The 17,224-nt window shown below is 70.9% G+C and carries 12 protein-coding genes; 10 read left to right on the plus strand and 2 right to left on the minus strand.

The annotated features are described in order from the left end of the window. Positions 1-69: 69 nt before the first annotated feature. From IF88_RS0107075 to serA, 6 genes are all read left to right on the plus strand, one after another. Positions 70-1,017 carry a 2-hydroxyacid dehydrogenase gene (locus IF88_RS0107075; RefSeq protein ID WP_030708387.1) on the plus strand — a complete coding sequence of 316 codons (948 nt, stop codon included), beginning with the start codon at positions 70-72 and terminating at the stop codon, positions 1,015-1,017. Between the two features lie 282 nt (positions 1,018-1,299). Then, positions 1,300-4,197 carry an EAL domain-containing protein gene (locus IF88_RS0107080; RefSeq protein ID WP_030708389.1) on the plus strand — a complete coding sequence of 966 codons (2,898 nt, stop codon included), beginning with the start codon at positions 1,300-1,302 and terminating at the stop codon, positions 4,195-4,197. A gap of 204 nt (positions 4,198-4,401) precedes the next feature. Further along, the gene (locus IF88_RS0107085; protein WP_030708391.1) at positions 4,402-6,288 is read left to right on the plus strand and encodes an acetolactate synthase large subunit; all 1,887 of its coding nucleotides are present in this window, start codon (positions 4,402-4,404) and stop codon (positions 6,286-6,288) included. 31 nt (positions 6,289-6,319) lie between these two features. Next, positions 6,320-6,844 (plus strand): acetolactate synthase small subunit, encoded by a 525-nt coding sequence (ilvN, locus tag IF88_RS0107090; RefSeq protein ID WP_030708393.1) that lies wholly within the window; start codon positions 6,320-6,322, stop codon positions 6,842-6,844. 128 nt (positions 6,845-6,972) lie between these two features. Continuing rightward, positions 6,973-7,974, plus strand: coding sequence for a ketol-acid reductoisomerase (gene ilvC / locus IF88_RS0107095; RefSeq protein ID WP_030708395.1), 1,002 nt, complete (start codon positions 6,973-6,975; stop codon positions 7,972-7,974). A 241-nt stretch (positions 7,975-8,215) separates the two neighbouring features. Beyond that, complete coding sequence (gene serA, locus IF88_RS0107100; RefSeq protein WP_030708396.1) at positions 8,216-9,805, plus strand: phosphoglycerate dehydrogenase; 1,590 nt, start codon at positions 8,216-8,218, stop codon at positions 9,803-9,805. A gap of 66 nt (positions 9,806-9,871) precedes the next feature. Here the strand turns inward: serA and IF88_RS0107105 are convergent, their stop codons facing one another. Then, positions 9,872-11,428, minus strand: coding sequence for an MFS transporter (locus IF88_RS0107105; RefSeq protein WP_030708397.1), 1,557 nt, complete (start codon positions 11,426-11,428; stop codon positions 9,872-9,874). A gap of 89 nt (positions 11,429-11,517) precedes the next feature. Between IF88_RS0107105 and IF88_RS0107110 the strand changes: the two genes are divergently transcribed. Both IF88_RS0107110 and IF88_RS46440 read left to right on the plus strand, forming a co-directional pair. Beyond that, positions 11,518-12,111 (plus strand): TetR/AcrR family transcriptional regulator, encoded by a 594-nt coding sequence (locus IF88_RS0107110; protein WP_030708398.1) that lies wholly within the window; start codon positions 11,518-11,520, stop codon positions 12,109-12,111. 349 nt (positions 12,112-12,460) lie between these two features. Beyond that, entirely contained in the window at positions 12,461-12,634 is a 174-nt protein-coding gene (locus IF88_RS46440) for a hypothetical protein (RefSeq protein WP_158754306.1), read from the plus strand. Positions 12,635-12,888: 254 nt separating this feature from the next. Here IF88_RS46440 and IF88_RS0107120 read toward each other — a convergent pair whose 3' ends face one another. After that, positions 12,889-14,205, minus strand: coding sequence for a PucR family transcriptional regulator (locus tag IF88_RS0107120; RefSeq protein WP_030708399.1), 1,317 nt, complete (start codon positions 14,203-14,205; stop codon positions 12,889-12,891). 159 nt (positions 14,206-14,364) lie between these two features. Between IF88_RS0107120 and IF88_RS0107125 the strand changes: the two genes are divergently transcribed. Both IF88_RS0107125 and pruA read left to right on the plus strand, forming a co-directional pair. Continuing rightward, positions 14,365-15,291 carry a proline dehydrogenase family protein gene (locus IF88_RS0107125; RefSeq protein WP_030708400.1) on the plus strand — a complete coding sequence of 309 codons (927 nt, stop codon included), beginning with the start codon at positions 14,365-14,367 and terminating at the stop codon, positions 15,289-15,291. 262 nt (positions 15,292-15,553) lie between these two features. After that, on the plus strand, positions 15,554-17,185 hold the full coding sequence (gene pruA, locus IF88_RS0107130; RefSeq protein ID WP_030708401.1) for an L-glutamate gamma-semialdehyde dehydrogenase: 1,632 nt from the start codon (positions 15,554-15,556) through the stop codon (positions 17,183-17,185). The last annotated feature ends 39 nt before the right edge of the window (positions 17,186-17,224 follow it).

Here is a 17,224-nt window from a genome sequence, read left to right on the forward strand (position 1 = left end):
CGGTCCCCCTCACGCTCCGGCCACCAAACTAACGGCTTGATCAAGACGGCTTGGCATAGCCTCGTGATCATGACTGCTACGCCCCAGGACGTCTGGCTCCCCTTCCCCGCCGAGGAGGTCGCCGGCCTTCCCGACTCCTTCCGGTACCGCCGGTGGGACGGCGAGGACGCCTACCCGGCCGATCCGGCCGCCTGCGTCTTCTACGTGGCCCCCTACATGAAGCCCGCCGAGGTCACCGTGCGGCCGCTCGCCGCGATGACCGCCGTCCGCGTCGTCCAGACCCTGACCGCCGGCATCGACGACGTGCTGGGCCGCCTCGGCGACCTGCGCCCCGGTGTCCGGCTGTGCAACGCCGCCGGGGTCCACACGGCCAGCACCGCCGAGCTCGCCCTGACGCTGACCCTCGCCTCCCTGCGCGGCATCCCCGGCATGGTCCGCGGACAGGACCGCGAGGAGTGGCGCTCCGGCTTCTACGACGCACTCGCGGACAAGTCCGTTCTGATCATCGGCTACGGATCGATCGGCTCGGCCATCGAGGACCGGCTCGTGCCGTTCGAATGCGGGCCGATCGCGCGCGTGGCCCGTACGGCGCGGACCACCGGGCGCGGGCCCGTGCACGCCCTCGCCGACCTGCCCGGCCTCCTGCCGCAGGCCGACGTGGTGATCCTCGTGACGCCGCTGACGGACGCCACCCGGGGCCTGGCCGGCGCCGACTTCCTGAGCCGCATGAAGGACGGCGCCCTGCTCGTGAACGTGTCCCGCGGCCCCGTCGTCGACACCAAGTCCCTGCTCGCGGAGGTCGAATCGGGCCGGCTGCGCGCGGCGCTCGACGTCACCGACCCGGAACCGCTGCCCGCCGGCCACCCGCTCTGGCATGCTCCGAATGTCCTGATCACGCCTCATGTCGGCGGCAGCAGCACGGCGTTCGAGCCACGCGCCAAGCGCCTGCTGGCCCGCCAGCTCGGCCGGTTCGCCGCCGGAGAGCCCGTGGAGCACACGGTGCTGATCACCGAGTGAGCCGTGATGCGCACGCTCCGCATTCACCCGGATGCGCACCGTGGGCAGAGCTCCTCAACCGGTAACTGAGAGTAGAGGGACTATGTCCCTGAGTGACGAAAGTGGTGTATCGTCCGGAACAAGGGGCTGCGCCACGAACGTCTGGCGCTGGGGAGTGATCGGACACTTTGGGGGGCGACGGGCGATGCACGGCCAATGGACGAAGGATCCGATGCGGCACAGCCGCCGGAGGCGACGCTGCCGAGACTGGGCTGCACCGGAACCAGCCAGCGAGGGGGACCGGTGAGTGCCCCGGGGGCGGCGCTCCTGAACCGGCCGTCCGTCTCGGGCGGAGGCAGGGGTCTGGCGATGCAGCTGCTCCTCGCGGTGGTCAGCGGCGGGTACGCCGTAGGCGCCGCCCTCAACTGGGGCTCGGAGGAAGTCGCCGAGATCATGGGTGACTTCGGACTGAGCGCGGCCGGCTTACTCGCCGCCGTCTCCTGCTACACCTACGCGCGCGCCATCGACAGCCGTGAACGCCCCGCCTGGCTGCTCTTCGCCTTCTCCTCCCTCATGGGCGCCGGCGGCAACGCGGTCTGGGGCTGGTACGAGGTGATCCTCGGGGAGCCGGTTCCGAAGCCCTCGGTGGCCGACTTCGCCTTCCTCTGCTTCGCCCCGCCTGCCATCGTGGGCCTGCTCGTCCTCGCCAAACGTCCGGTCACCCGCGCCGGCTGGGTCTGCCTCGGGCTCGACTCCTGGCTCATCGGCGGCTCCCTGCTCACCCTGTCCTGGAGCCTGGCCCTGGCCCACGCGGCGCGGACCGCCCAGTCCGGTGCCCCCGGCAGCGTCCCGCGCGCCGCGCTCTCCCTCGCCTACCCGCTCCTGGACATCGCGCTCGTCTCGATGGTCCTGGTCCTGCACTTCCGCCGGAGCGAGACCAACCGCTCCGCCGTCAACACCGCCATCGCGGCGCTGGCCCTGACCGTGCTCAGCGACGCGCTGTTCACCTCGCCCCTGCTGAGCGCCGAGTACCAGTCCGGACAGCTGCTCGACGCCGGCTGGTTCGCCGGCTCGCTGCTGCTCGCGTACGCACCCTGGGGCGCCCGGCGCATCCACCCGGGCCCGGAGCCGGCCGGGCACCCGCGCGGGGACCGGCCGCACAGCCGCCCGATCACCGGTTCGCTGCCCGCCCTCACCCCGTACCTCGCGGCCGGCGTGTGCACCCTCGGCATCCTCTACAACGTCGTGGACGGCCGGAAGGTCGACCGGATGGTCGTCTTCACCGGCTGCGCGGTCGTGCTCGCCCTCGTCATCCGGCAGGGCATCATGCTCCTCGACAACATCGCGCTCACCCAGGAACTGGCCCAGAAGGAGAACCACTTCCGCTCCCTGGTCCAGGGCTCCAGCGACGTCATCATGATCGCCGCACCCACCGGGACCCTGCGCTACGTCAGCCCCGCCGCCGCCGGGGTCTACGGCCGCGAGGCCGAGGAGCTGGTCGGCACCGAGCTCGCCACGCTCATCCACCCGGACGACCTCGGCCGGGTGGTCCACGAGGTACGCCGCTTCCTCGCCGCACCGCCGACCGAGGAGCCCACCACCCGCATCGAGTGCCGCTTCAAGTCGGGCGGCGGCGAATGGCTCAACGTGGAGTCCACCGTCAACCGCCACCAGGGCGGGCTCATCCTCAACAGCCGGGACGTCACCGAGCGGGTCCGCCTCCAGGCCCAGCTCCAGCACAGCGCCGAGCACGATCCGCTGACCGACCTGCCCAACCGCGCCCTCTTCACCCGGCGGGTGCGCCAGGCCCTGACCGGCCGGCGCGCGGGCGACCACAGCACCGCCGTGCTCTTCATCGACCTCGACGGCTTCAAAGCGGTCAACGACACCATCGGCCACCAGGCCGGCGACGAGCTGCTCATCGAGGCCGCGCGCAGGCTCCAGGACTCCGTCCGCGCCGGGGACACCGCGGCCCGCCTCGGCGGCGACGAGTTCGCCGCGCTGATCGTGGGCGACGGCAACCGCGACCGCAGCGCACGCGAGTACCAGGTGCGCGAGATCGCCGACCGGCTGCGCACCACCCTCTCCCAGTCGTACCGGATCGGCGGCAGCGAGGTGCGGGTGGCCGCCAGCATCGGCGTGGCCTTCGCCGACCCAGGCATCACCCCTTCGGACCTGATGCGCAACGCGGATCTCGCGATGTACCGGGCCAAGGCGGGCGGCAAGGACCGCGTCGAGATGTACGCGCCCCAGATGCAGGCCGAGGTCGTACGGAAGGCCGAGCTCGCCGGCCGGCTGCGGACCGCACTGCACGAGGGGGAGTTCGCGCTGCTGCACCAGCCCGTGGTCTCGCTGGCCACCGGCGAGGTGGCGGCCGTCGCCGCGCAGGCCCGCTGGCGCTCCGCCCAGGGGATCCTCTTCACCCCGGCCGAGTTCCTCCGCGTCGCCGAGTACAGCGAGGGCGGTGCGGGCGGACCCGGCGGCTCCGGCACGGCGGGCCCGGACGCCTCGCGCACCGCCGAGCTGGGCCGCTGGCTGCTGGAGGAGGCCGTGGAGCAGGCCGCCGACCGGCACCGGGCCGGGCACGCCGTACCGGTGGCCGTGCGGATGACCGCCCAGCGGCTCCTGGACCGCGCCATGCCGCTCCGCTCCGTGGAGGCCCTGCTGACCCGGCACGGCCTGCCCTCCGGAGCCCTGGTGCTGGAGCTCGCCGTATCCGACCCGAGGGTGCCCTTCGACGACCTGGAGCGCCGTCTGACGGCCCTGCACCGACTCGGGGTGGGTATCTCCCTGGACGGCTTCGGCAGCGGCTACGCGGCCATCAGCGCCCTGCGCCGCCTTCCCGTGGACATGCTCAAGCTGGACCGGGGCCTGGTGGAGGGCGTGGTCGAGTCGGCCCGCCTGCACAAGATCACTGCCGGACTCTTGCGCATCGCAAACGACCTGGGCATGCGGTCGGTGGCCGACGGGGTCGACCTCCCCGAGCAGGTCATGGCCCTGCGCGCGATGGGGTGCACGCACGGTCAGGGAATGGCCTTTTCCGGCCCGCTCGACGAGTACAGGCTGCGCCGCGCGCTGGTGCGCGGTACGTTCCCAGTACCGGGCGGGGCGGCCCAACCAGCGCTGGCCGGCGGCTCCCCCGGGGGATCGATGGCCATGCGTAGAGGCTCACATAATGAGACGCCCGTCCCACCTACTTGACATCACCCTCCCGCCAGAGGGAGGGTCAGTGCCATGCGCACCCGAATTCTCGTACTTGGAAAGCGCGTCGGCTGAAGCTGGGACCTGCATGTCCTCGCTCAAGACACCCGACGCGCTCCCCTCGCTTGCCTCCTGGCACGAGGGGTTTTTTGTTGCACTGGCACAGAGTCGAATCCGCGTAAAACCCTCAGCTTCGAGAAGAGAATGCCGATGACCGAGCAGGCCACCGGGGCCCACCATCCGCAGCCGCGGCCCCGTTCCGGCGGACAGCAGTCCGCCGCAGTTGAGCACGTCACGGGTGCGCAGTCCCTCATCCGCTCTCTCGAAGAGGTGGGGTGCGACACCGTCTTCGGGATTCCGGGCGGCGCCATCCTCCCGGCGTACGACCCGATGATGGACTCCAAAAAGGTCCGTCACATCCTGGTCCGCCACGAGCAGGGGGCCGGCCACGCCGCCACCGGCTACGCGCAGGCCACCGGCAAGGTCGGCGTCTGTATGGCCACCTCCGGCCCCGGCGCCACCAACCTGGTCACCCCGATCGCCGACGCGCACATGGACTCGGTCCCGCTCGTCGCCATCACCGGCCAGGTCTCCTCCAAGGCGATCGGCACGGACGCCTTCCAGGAGGCGGACATCGTCGGCATCACGATGCCGATCACCAAGCACAACTTCCTGGTCACCAAGGCCGAGGACATCCCGCGGACGATCGCCGAGGCCTTCCACATCGCCTCCACCGGCCGCCCCGGCCCGGTCCTGGTCGACATCGCCAAGGACGCCCTGCAGGCGAAGACCACCTTCTCGTGGCCGCCCGCCCAGGACCTCCCCGGTTACCGGCCGGTCACCAAGCCGCACGCCAAGCAGATCCGCGAGGCCGCCAAGCTCATCTGCCAGGCCAAGCGCCCGGTGCTGTACGTCGGCGGCGGCGTCATGAAGTCCGGCGCGACCGCCGAGCTGAAGGTCCTCGCCGAGCTGACCGGCGTCCCGGTCTGCACCACCCTGATGGCGCTGGGCTCCTTCCCCGACAGCCACCCGCTGCACGTCGGCATGCCGGGCATGCACGGCAGCGTCACCGGCGTCACCGCGCTGCAGAAGTCGGACCTGCTGATCGCCCTCGGCACCCGCTTCGACGACCGCGTCACCGGCAAGCTGGACAGCTTCGCCCCCTTCGCCAAGATCATCCACGCGGACATCGACCCGGCCGAGATCGGCAAGAACCGCGCGGTCGACGTCCCGATCGTCGGTGACGCCCGCGAGGTCATCGCCGACCTGATCCAGGCCGTCCAGGCCGAGCACACCGAGGGCAACGCCGGGGACTACACCGCCTGGTGGAACGACCTGAACCGCTGGCGCGACACGTACCCCCTGGGCTACGACCTGCCCACCGACGGCAGCCTCTCGCCCCAGCAGGTCATCGAGCGGATCGGCGCGCTCGCGCCGAAGAGCACGATCTTCGCGGCCGGCGTCGGCCAGCACCAGATGTGGGCCTCGCACTTCGTCAAGTACGAGGAGCCCCGCACCTGGCTGAACTCCGGCGGCGCCGGAACCATGGGCTACGCGGTCCCGGCCGCGATGGGCGCCAAGGTCGGCATGCCCGAGCGCACGGTCTGGGCGATCGACGGTGACGGCTGCTTCCAGATGACCAATCAGGAACTGGTCACCTGCGCCCTGAACAACATCCCGATCAAGGTCGCGATCATCAACAACGGTGCGCTGGGCATGGTCCGCCAGTGGCAGACCCTGTTCTACAACCAGCGGTACTCCAACACCGTCCTGCACGCCGACGAGACCGGCCACGACACCGTCGGCTCCCAGCTCGGCGAGTCCATCGCGCCCCGCAAGGGCACGCGCGTCCCTGACTTCGTCAAGCTCTCGGAGGCCATGGGCTGCGTGGCGCTGCGCTGCGAGGACCCGGCCGACCTGGACAAGGTCATCGCCGAGGCCAACGCGATCAACGACCGTACCGTCGTGATCGACTTCATCGTCCACGAGGACGCCATGGTGTGGCCGATGGTCGCCGCCGGCACCTCCAACGACGAGGTCATGGCAGCCCGGGGCGTCCGTCCCGACTTCGGCGACAACGAAGACGACTGAGCCGAGAGAGCCGAGAGAGAGAACGCCCCACATGTCCAAGCACACGCTCTCCGTCCTGGTCCAGAACACGCCCGGCATCCTCGCCCGGATCGCCGCCCTGTTCTCCCGCCGCGGGTTCAACATCGACTCCCTCGCGGTCGGCGTCACCGAGCACCCCGACATCTCCCGCATCACCATCGTCGTGAACGTCGAGGACCTCCCGCTGGAGCAGGTGACCAAGCAGCTGAACAAGCTGGTCAACGTGCTCAAGATCGTCGAGCTGGAGTCCCACAACGCCATCGAGCGTGAACTCGTCCTGGTGAAGGTCCGCGCCGACAACGAGACCCGTTCGCAGATCGTCGAGATCGTCCAGCTGTTCCGCGCCAAGACCGTCGACGTCTCCCCGGAGGCCGTCACCATCGAGGCCACCGGCGGTTCCGACAAGCTCGGCGCGATGCTCAAGATGCTGGAACCCTTCGGCATCAAGGAACTCGTGCAGTCGGGCACGATCGCCATAGGGCGTGGCGGACGGTCCATCACGGACCGCAGTCTGCGCGCGCTCGACCGCAGCGCCTGACCCGCCGGGCGCAGCGGACACCCAAGCCGCTCCAGACACGCTCAGCTCGCATAGCGAGACCGAGAAACTCAGATTCCGTTCCCCGCCGTACGGTGGGAGCAACACCAGCGCACCAAGGAGATATCCCAGTGGCCGAGCTGTTCTACGAGAACGACGCCGACCTGTCCATCATCCAGGGCCGCAAGGTCGCGGTCATCGGTTACGGCAGCCAGGGCCACGCCCACGCGCTGTCGCTCCGTGACTCCGGCGTCGACGTCGTCGTCGGCCTGAAGGAGGGCTCGAAGTCCAAGGCCAAGGCCGAGGAGCAGGGCCTGAAGGTCGTCCCCGTGGCCGAGGCCGCCGAGTGGGCGAACGTCATCATGATCCTGACCCCGGACCCGCTGCAGGCCGAGATCTACGAGGAGTCCATCAAGGACCACCTCAAGGAGGGCGACGCGCTCTTCTTCGGCCACGGCTTCAACGTCCGGTACGGCTTCATCAAGCCCCCCACCAACGTCGACGTCGCCCTGGTCGCCCCGAAGGGCCCCGGCCACCTGGTCCGCCGTCAGTACGAGGAGGGGCGCGGCGTTCCGTGCATCGCCGCCGTCGAGCAGGACGCCACCGGCAAGGCCTTCGACCTGGCGCTCTCGTACGCGGCCGGCATCGGCGGCACCCGCGCCGGCGTCATCAAGACCACCTTCACCGAGGAGACCGAGACCGACCTGTTCGGTGAGCAGGCCGTCCTCTGCGGTGGCGCGTCCGCCCTGGTCAAGGCCGGTTTCGAGACGCTGACCGAGGCCGGCTACCAGCCGGAGATCGCCTACTTCGAGTGCCTGCACGAGCTGAAGCTCATCGTCGACCTCATGTACGAGGGCGGCCTGGAGAAGATGCGCTGGTCGGTCTCCGAGACCGCCGAGTGGGGCGACTACATCACCGGCCCCCGCATCATCACGGACGCCACCAAGGCCGAGATGAAGCAGGTCCTCGCGGAGATCCAGAGCGGCGAGTTCGCCAACACCTGGATGGCCGAGTACAAGGCCGGTCTGCCGAAGTACAACGAGTACAAGAAGGCCGACGAGGCGCACCTGCTGGAGACCACCGGCAAGAAGCTGCGCAAGCTCATGAGCTGGGTCGACAGCGACGAGAGCTGATCGTGGACGGCGGGGCCGGGACGCCGTGTCCCGGCCCCGCCGCGCGTCGCTTGTCCAACACGGCCAACCACGGAAGGGTGATCCTTCCGTACAGGCGGAAATCCGGTCCGTCAGCGCCACTACACTGCTCAACACATACGCGTCAGGCCCACAGTGTCGTGCGTCTTCCACGCGGCTACCCCCTCCACCGCCTGCGGCCGTCGGGACGGCCGTCCGCACTGGACTTGTGAGGATGACCCACGTGAGCTCGAAACCTGTCGTACTCATCGCCGAAGAGCTGTCGCCCGCCACGGTGGACGCGCTCGGTCCGGACTTCGAGATCCGGCACGTCAACGGAGCCGACCGCGCGGAGCTGCTGCCCGCGATCGTCGACGTCGACGCGATCCTCGTCCGCTCCGCCACCAAGGTCGACGCCGAGGCCATCTCCGTCGCCAAGAAGCTGAAGGTCGTCGCCCGCGCCGGCGTCGGTCTGGACAACGTCGACGTCTCCGCCGCCACCAAGGCCGGCGTGATGGTCGTCAACGCCCCGACCTCGAACATCGTGACGGCCGCCGAGCTGGCCTGCGGTCTGCTCGTCGCCACCGCACGCAACATCCCGCAGGCCAACACCGCCCTGAAGAACGGCGAGTGGAAGCGGAACAAGTACACGGGCGTCGAGCTCAGCGAGAAGACCCTCGGTGTCGTCGGCCTCGGCCGCATCGGGGTCCTGGTCGCGCAGCGCATGTCGGCCTTCGGCATGAAGATCGTCGCGTACGACCCCTACGTGCAGCCCGCGCGCGCCGCCCAGATGGGCGTCAAGATGCTGACGCTGGACGAGCTCCTCGAAGTCGCCGACTTCATCACCGTGCACCTGCCCAAGACCCCCGAGACCCTCGGTCTCATCGGGGACGAGGCCCTGCACAAGGTGAAGCCCTCCGTCCGTATCGTCAACGCCGCCCGCGGCGGGATCGTGGATGAGGCCGCGCTGTACTCGGCCATCAAGGAGGGCCGCGTCGCCGGCGCCGGCCTCGACGTGTACGCGAAGGAGCCCTGCACGGACTCCCCGCTCTTCGAGCTCGACCAGGTCGTCTGCACCCCGCACCTCGGCGCGTCCACGGACGAGGCCCAGGAGAAGGCCGGTGTCTCGGTCGCCAAGTCGGTGCGCCTGGCCCTCGCCGGCGAGCTCGTGCCGGACGCCGTCAACGTCCAGGGCGGCGTCATCGCCGAGGACGTCCGTCCGGGCCTGCCGCTCGCCGAGAAGCTCGGCCGCATCTTCACCGCCCTCGCGGGCGAGGTCGCGGTCCGCCTCGACGTCGAGGTCTGTGGCGAGATCACCCAGCACGACGTCAAGGTGCTGGAACTTTCCGCGCTCAAGGGTGTCTTCGAGGACGTCGTCGACGAGACGGTCTCCTACGTCAACGCCCCCCTGTTCGCACAGGAGCGCGGGGTCGAGGTACGCCTGACCACCAGCTCGGAGTCCCCGGACCACCGCAACGTGGTGACCGTCCGCGGCACCCTGTCGGACGGTCAGGAGGTCTCGGTCTCCGGCACGCTCGCGGGCCCGAAGCACCTTCAGAAGATCGTCGGCATCGGCGAGTACGACGTGGACCTCGCGCTCGCCGACTACATGGTCGTCCTGCGCTACACCGACCGCCCCGGCGTCGTCGGCACCGTCGGCCGCGTCCTCGGCGAGGCCGGTCTGAACATCGCGGGCATGCAGGTCGCCCGTGCGGAGGAGCACGGCGAGGCGCTCGCCGTCCTCACCGTCGACGCGGAGGTCCCGGCGAACGTCCTCGCGGACATCTCCGCCGAGATCGGCGCCGTCTCGGCGCGTACGGTCAGCCTCGACTGACCTGTGTGACACCACGAAGGGCCCGGGGGATTCCCCCGGGCCCTTTCACGTTCCCCGCCGTCCCGATCAGTTGTACGTCGGCACCGGCACGTCGGCCTCCGCCACCTGGGGCTGCTCCGCGGCGGCCGGGGCCGGGGTCTCGATGCCCCGCATCAGCGCCGCGGCGAGGACGGCCGCCCCGAGCAGCAGCGCCGTGCCGCCCCAGGCCGCGTACTGCATCCCGTGGGCGAAGGCCTCCCGGGCGAGGGTCAGCACCTGCTCGCCCGCCTCCCCGCCGATCCGGTGGGCGGTGGCCACCGCGCCGCCGAGGGTCTCCCGCACGGCGGGCTCGGCATCCGCCAGGTCGCCGCGGTAGACCGCGGTGCCCAGGCTGCCGAGGACCGCCATGCCCAGGGCGCCGCCGAACTCCGTTCCGGTCTCCAGCAGGGAGGCGGCGGAGCCGGCCTTCTCTGCGGGGGCCGCGGCGAGCGCCATGTCGGAGACCAGCGACATCACGGCGACGACGCCCGAGGAGAGCACGCCGGCGGCGGTGAGGACCAGCCACAGGGAGTCGGTGTCCACGAGGCTGAACAGGGCGAACCCGGCGGCGGCCAGGACGAACCCGCCGGCGATGACGTATCCCCGGTCGACCTTCTGGGCGAGGGCGGCGGAGACGGGGGCCGCGGCGCCGATGACGACGGAGGGGGCGAGGCTCCACAGGGCCGCTTCCAGGGTGCCCATGCCGAGCACCGACTGGAGGTACTGGGTCGTGAAGTAGGACGCGCCCATCACGGCGAAGGCGGAGAGGGTGTTGAGGGCGATGCCCGCCCCGAAGCCGCGGCCCCGGAAGAGGGCCCGGGGGATCATGGCGTCGTCGCGGGTGCGCTGGCGGCGTACGAAGACGTACGCGAAGGCCAGGCCGACGGCGACGCAGCCCAGGTGGAGCGGCTCGAAGCCCTCGGCGGCGATCTCCTTGAGGCCGTAGACGACCGGCAGCACGGCGGCCATGGACAGCGGGACGCTCAGCAGGTCGAAGCGGCCGGGGGCCGGGTCCTTGAACTCCGGGACCAGGACCGGGACGAGGATCAGCAGGAGCAGCATCGCGGGCACGTTGACGAGGAAGACCGAGCCCCACCAGAAGTGGTTCAGCATCACACCGCTGAGCACCGAGCCGAGGGCGATGCCGCCGGTCATGGCCCCGGACCAGATGGCGATGGCCTTGCCGCGCTGCTTGTCGTCCTGGAAGAGATTCCGTACGAGGGCCAGTGTGGAGGGCATCAGGGTCGCGCCGCCGATGCCGAGCAGGACGCGGCAGGCGATGAGCATGTCGGCGCTGGTGGCGTAGCCGGCGCCGACCGAGGCGATGCCGAAGGCGGTCGCGCCGATCAGCAGCAGTCTGCGGCGGCCGATCCGGTCCCCGAGTGAGCCCATCGTGATCAGCAGGCCGGAGAGGGCGAAGCCGTAGCTGTCGAAGATCCAGAGCTGCTGGGTGGAGCTCGGGGCGAGCTGGTCGGTGATGGCCGGGATGGCGAAGTAGAGGACGGAGACGTCCATCGACACCAGGAGGAGGGGCAGCAGGAGGACGGTGAAGGCGGTCCATTCGCGGCGGCCGGCAAGTCGCGCTGTGGCGGCGGGGTTTGTCATGAGCAGGAATATACACACGTATTAAACGTTCGTCTATGACGACTGTATGGAACTGTTGTCTGGGACGGTTGTCTTGCTACCGTGTGGCCATGGGACATCGCGAAGATCTGCTCGAAGGCGCCAAGAAGTGCCTGGTCGAGAAGGGGTTCGTGCGCACGACCGCGCGCGACATCGTCAGCGCCTCGGGGACCAACCTGGCGTCCATCGGCTACCACTACGGCTCGAAGGACGCCCTGCTCACCCAGGCCTTCATCGGCCTGATGGAGGACTGGGGCGCCGTCTTCCAGGACGGCCTGGACGGTGAGGGCGGCTCGCTGGAGCGGTTCCGCGCGCTCTGGGAGGGCGTCCTCGCCCAGCACGACACGTCGGGTCCGATTTGGGCGGCCAGCCTGGAGGTGGCGCTCGGCAGGGACAAGCGGCCGGAGTTGCGCTCCATGCTCGCGGCCTCGCAGGCCGAGGGGCGCCGCGGCCTGATCTCCATGCTGACCGGCACTCCCGAGGACCAGCTCGACGACCGCGACGTGCGCACGCTGGGCACCTTCTACCAGGCGCTGCTGAACGGCCTGATGATCCAGTGGCTCTTCGATCCGGAGTCGGCGGCCACCGCGGAGGAGTTCACCGAGGGCATGCGCCGGGCGGCCGAGGCGATGATCCGCCCCCGGGACCCCGAGGGCGGGGAGTAAGCGGAGGGGGAACCACCGCCGGGAACGCCCCGTCCCACCCCCGCACCGGCCCGGGACGAGGGGGAGTCGCCACGGCGGCAGCGCGAGCGGGAGCAGGAGCGGGTGCCGGAACGGCGGCCACGGAGGCGGGGGCGGGGGCAGGGCCAGGCGGAGCGCGGGCCCGGGCGCGGTCGGGCGCGGCGCTGTGCGCTCCGGCGGCGGTGCTCCTGGCGCCCGCCTGCGGTGCGCCGCGCGACGCGCACGAGGGTGCCCCGTGAACACGCGGCCGGAGCCCCGGACCGACGTCCGGACCAACATCCGGCGGGCTCGACGAGTTCCCGGAGAGCCGCCAGGCTCCCGCGGCCGGCGCATGGTTGCCCACCAGATCGAGCACGAGGTCGTGGTGCGGACCGCCGCGGGGGAAGTCCTCCCGGGAGGGGCCGACGACGTGGTCGGCGCCGGGCGAGCGGACCCGGTCCGCGTCCCATACGCGCCGGTCCTGTACGCGCCGGTCCCCTCCGCGCCGAACGCCTTCGCGATCTGAACGGCGAACGTGCCCGCGCCGCCTGACGCACCGTTGACCAGGGCCGTCTGCCCCGGCCGTACGCGACCCGGATCGCGCGGGCCCATCAGTGTGGCGTTCCCCGCCGACGGGAGCGAGGCCGCCTGCTCGGACGTCGGACCGGCCGGCACCGCCCGCGCCACGCCCGCGAAGTCCGTGCCCCCGACCTTCACCTTCGGCCCGCCGAACCCGAGCACCAGCCCGAGAACGGCCCGGAGATCCCCCTCGGACATCCCCTACGTCAGGCGGGCTGCCTTCAGGGCCATGTGGAGCAACAGGCGGTCCTCGCCCTCGTCCAGGTCGAGCCCGGTCAGCTGTTCCACCCGGGCGAGGCGGTAGTAGAGGGTCTGGCGGTGGATGCCGAGGGCGGCCGCCGCCCGGCCCGCCTGGCCGGCGCAGTCCAGGAACACCTCGGCGGTGCGGGCGAGTTCACGGTGGGCCGGGGCCAGCAGGGCGCGCGCAGCCGGATCGTCCACCGGGTCGGCGGCGAGGGTCGCGAGCAGCCGGTACGGGCCGATCGCCGACCACTGGGCGACCGGGCCGAGCCGGGGCTGTGCGACGGCCGCCCGGGCCGCCGCCACGGCCTGCTCCCAGGCGGCGGGCAGCTCCGCGAGGCCCCGGACGGGGTCGGCGACGCCCGCGGTCATCCGGCGGGCGGGGGTGGCCGCGGGCGTGGTCTCGGCCTTGGCCGCCGCGGTCGATCCGGCCGCCTTGCCCGCTCCGCCCGTTCCCCCTGCCGAAGCCGCCGCACCCGCTCCGGCCGCGCCGGCCGTCCGTGCCGGTTCCGCCGCGCGCGGCAGCAGCCGGGCCACCGCCGTCAGGGCCGGGGTCAGCGCGTCCGTCGAGCGCAGCCGGAGCAGCACCGCCAAGGCCAGGTCGCCGGTCGCCCCTGCTTCGTCCCCGCTCCCAGCCCCGCCCCGCCGCGGTACGAGGCACACGGCCGCCGCGCCCGGCACCGACGCCGGAGCCTCCCCGGACCAGGGAGCCACGCAGACCGCCGCGTGCAGCCCGTCGCCGCCCGGGCCGAGGGCGGCCCGCAGCGCGGCCACCGCCATGTCCTGCTGCCAGCCGCGCCCCGCGGTGAGCACCGCCTGGAACTCCCGCGACAGGTCCGCCCCCGCCTTCGCCTCCTCGGCGAGCAGCACCCCGATCCGCTGGGCCACCTCCATGGCCGCGGCCAGGGCCGCCGGATCGGGGCCGGGCGCGCCGGGCTCCTGGTCGAGCAGCCACACGTAGCCCTGCACGATGCCCCGGAACCGCACCGGCAGACAGATCCGCCCCCGGAGGACCCCCGCGTCGGGCGCCGCCGGGATCCGGACGGGTCCGGTGGCGCGGGCGATGCCGAAGCCCTCGAACCAGGACCGGACGGCCGCCGTCGACTGCCGCGTCAGGATCGAGCGCGTCCGTACCGGGTCCAGCGTCAGCTCGCCGGAGTCGCTGTCGCTGTCGTGCGCGCCGAAGGCGATGAGGCGGAAGTCCCGGTTCTCCAGGGTCGCCGGGGCGCCGAGCATCGCCGAGATCTCGTCCACCAGGTCCTGGTAATCGCCCTTCACCCGGACATTCTCCCACCCCGGGACCGGCTCTTCAGACAGATGTATGAGATCCGGGACACGGATGCGTGACAGCTGTCGATGGCAGAGGATCAAAGCGATCCTTAGGTTTCACGGTGGTTTTACTTGCGCTTTTCTTCTGCCACCCGCTGGAGGTGCCCCGTGCTGGGTCCCGTGATCCTCGCCGCTTCGCGCAGCGACAAGATGCGTCGTATCGTCTCTGCCGCCCCGGTGACCAAGCCCGTGGTGAATCGGTTCATCCCCGGCGAGACGGTCGACCAGGTGATCCCGATCGTCGAGGAGCTCACTCAGGCCGGGCTTGAGGTGACCCTCGACGTCGTCGGCGAGGACATCACCGAGGTGGCGCAGTCCTACGCCGCCCGGGACGCCTACCTCCAGCTCATCGAGCGCCTCGCGGAGCTCGGCCTCGGCGAGAAGGCCGAGATGTCCGTGAAGCTGTCGATGTTCGGCCAGGCATTGGAGGGCGGCCACGAGCTCGCGCTCGCCAACGTCCGCCCGGTCGTCGAGGCCGCCGCCGCCATCGGCACCACCGTGACGCTCGACGCCGAGGACCACACCACGCTCGACTCGATGTTCGCCATCCACGAGGAGCTGCGCCGGGACTTCCCGCAGACCGGCTGCGTGATCCAGGCGTACCTCTTCCGCACCGAGGCCGACGCCCGGCGCCTGGCCGCCGCCGGCAGCCGCGTCCGGATCGTCAAGGGCGCCTACAAGGAGCCCGCCGAGGTCGCGTACCAGGACAAGGCGGAGATCGACAAGGCGTACGTCCGGATCATGAAGATCCTGATGGAGGGCGAGGGCTACCCGATGATCGGGTCCCACGACCCGCGGCTGATCGCCATCGGCCAGGAACTGGCCCGGCAGGCCGGGCGCAAACTGGACGAGTACGAGTTCCAGATGCTGTACGGCATCCGCAGCGAGGAGCACCTGCGGCTCGCCGCCGAGGGCCACCGGATGCGGGTCTACACCGCGTACGGGACGGACTGGTACGGCTACTTCATGCGCCGCCTCGCGGAGAAGCCGGCCAACCTGCTGTTCTTCCTCCGCTCGATGATCACCAAGAACTGAGCGCGCAGTGAGCGGCGGTTGCCGTCACCCCCGGGAGACCCCAGGCGATGGCAACCGCCGCTCATCGGCCGGCTGAGCCGGTCCATGCTGGTTGTAGATCTCACGAAGGAGTTGCCAGCCCCGTGACTCCGCCCCGCAGGGCTTCTCACTCGCCCGCTGTGGCGAACGCGTGATGGTCAAGCCCTGACCGCCAACCAATCCATGCCGCCGCTTCAGTCCCTCTCGGCGGAAGTCAACGATTTCACTCGGAAGAGGTGCCCCCATGGATGCTGTGACCCAGGTCCCCGCGCCGGTCAACGAGCCGGTCCACTCGTACGCCCCCGGCACCCCGGAGCGCGCACGTCTCGAAACGCAGCTCAAGCTGCTCTCCGAGAACCCGATCGACCTCCCGATGACGATCAACGGCGTCAAGCGGATGGGTGGCGGCGAGCGTTTCGACGTGGTCCAGCCGCACGACCACAAGTCGGTGCTCGGCACCTTCGCCAACGCCACCCAGGCCGACGCGCAGGAGGCCATCGACGCCGCCCTCGCCGCCGCCCCGGCCTGGCGCTCGATGTCCTTCGACGACCGCGCCGCGATCATCCTGCGCGCCGCCGAGCTGCTGTCCGGCCCGTGGCGCGAGAAGCTCGCCGCCTCGACCATGCTGGGCCAGTCGAAGACCGCGCAGCAGGCCGAGATCGACACCCCGTGCGAGCTCGTCGACTTCTGGCGCTTCAACGTCCACTTCGCCCGCCAGATCCTGGCCGAGCAGCCGGTCGCGAACTCCGCCGGCGTGTGGAACCGCAGCGACCACCGCCCGCTCGAGGGCTTCGTCTACGCGATCACGCCCTTCAACTTCACGGCCATCGCGGGCAACCTGCCGACCGCCCCCGCCCTCATGGGCAACGTGGTGCTGTGGAAGCCGTCCCCGACGCAGACCCACTCCGCGGTCCTCCTGATGGAGCTCCTGGAGGAGGCCGGCCTGCCCAAGGGCGTCATCAACCTCGTCACCGGTGACGGCATCGCGGTCTCGGAGGTGGCCCTGAACCACCCCGAGCTGGCCGGCATCCACTTCACCGGTTCGACCAAGACCTTCCAGTACCTGTGGAAGACGGTCGGCAACAACATCGAGAAGTACAAGTCCTACCCGCGCCTGGTCGGCGAGACCGGCGGCAAGGACTTCGTCGTCGCGCACCCGTCCGCGGACCGCGCCGTCCTGAAGACCGCCCTGACCCGCGGCTCCTTCGAGTTCCAGGGCCAGAAGTGCTCGGCTTCCTCGCGCGCCTACGTCCCGGCCTCGATCTGGAACGACGGCTTCAAGGAGGCCTTCGCGGCCGAGGTCGACGGCATCGCCATGGGCGACGTCCGCGACCTGACCAACTTCATCGGCGCCGTCATCGACGAGCGCTCGTTCGCGAAGAACAAGGCCGCGATCGACCGCGCCAAGGCCGACCCGACCTGCGAGATCATCGCCGGCGGCACCTACGACGACTCGGAGGGTTACTTCGTCCGCCCGACCGTCATCGCGTGCACCGACCCGGAGAACGAGGTCTTCACGACCGAGTACTTCGGGCCGATCCTCGCCGTGCACGTCTACGAGGACGCCGACTTCGACGCGATGCTGGCGCAGATGGAGTCCGTCTCGGCGTACGCCCTGACCGGCTCGATCATCGCCGCCGACCGCTACGCGGCGGCGGACGCGATGGAGAAGCTCCGCTTCGCGGCGGGCAACTTCTACATCAACGACAAGTCCACCGGCGCCGTGGTCGGCCAGCAGCCCTTCGGCGGCGGCCGTGCCTCGGGCACCAACGACAAGGCGGGCGCGGCGACCAACCTGCAGCGCTGGACCTCCACCCGCTCCATCAAGGAGACCCTGGTCGCGCCGACCGAGTACGGCTACCCCCACATGGGCTGAGCCCAGCCCCGCTGAACCCCGCCCCCGCTCCGGTACCCC

It is taken from the genome of Streptomyces sp. NRRL F-2580, from assembly GCF_000720115.1.
Lineage (GTDB): Bacteria > Actinomycetota > Actinomycetes > Streptomycetales > Streptomycetaceae > Streptomyces.

Coding starts and splice junctions, on each gene's coding strand:
- IF88_RS0107110 (WP_030708398.1), top strand. CDS start 11,518: ATGGGACATCGCGAAGATCTGCTCGAAGGCGCCAAGAAGTGCCTGGTC.
- IF88_RS0107075 (WP_030708387.1), top strand. CDS start 70: ATGACTGCTACGCCCCAGGACGTCTGGCTCCCCTTCCCCGCCGAGGAG.
- ilvN (WP_030708393.1), top strand. CDS start 6,320: ATGTCCAAGCACACGCTCTCCGTCCTGGTCCAGAACACGCCCGGCATC.
- pruA (WP_030708401.1), top strand. CDS start 15,554: ATGGATGCTGTGACCCAGGTCCCCGCGCCGGTCAACGAGCCGGTCCAC.
- IF88_RS46440 (WP_158754306.1), top strand. CDS start 12,461: ATGGTTGCCCACCAGATCGAGCACGAGGTCGTGGTGCGGACCGCCGCG.
- IF88_RS0107085 (WP_030708391.1), top strand. CDS start 4,402: ATGCCGATGACCGAGCAGGCCACCGGGGCCCACCATCCGCAGCCGCGG.
- IF88_RS0107105 (WP_030708397.1), bottom strand. CDS start 11,428: ATGACAAACCCCGCCGCCACAGCGCGACTTGCCGGCCGCCGCGAATGG.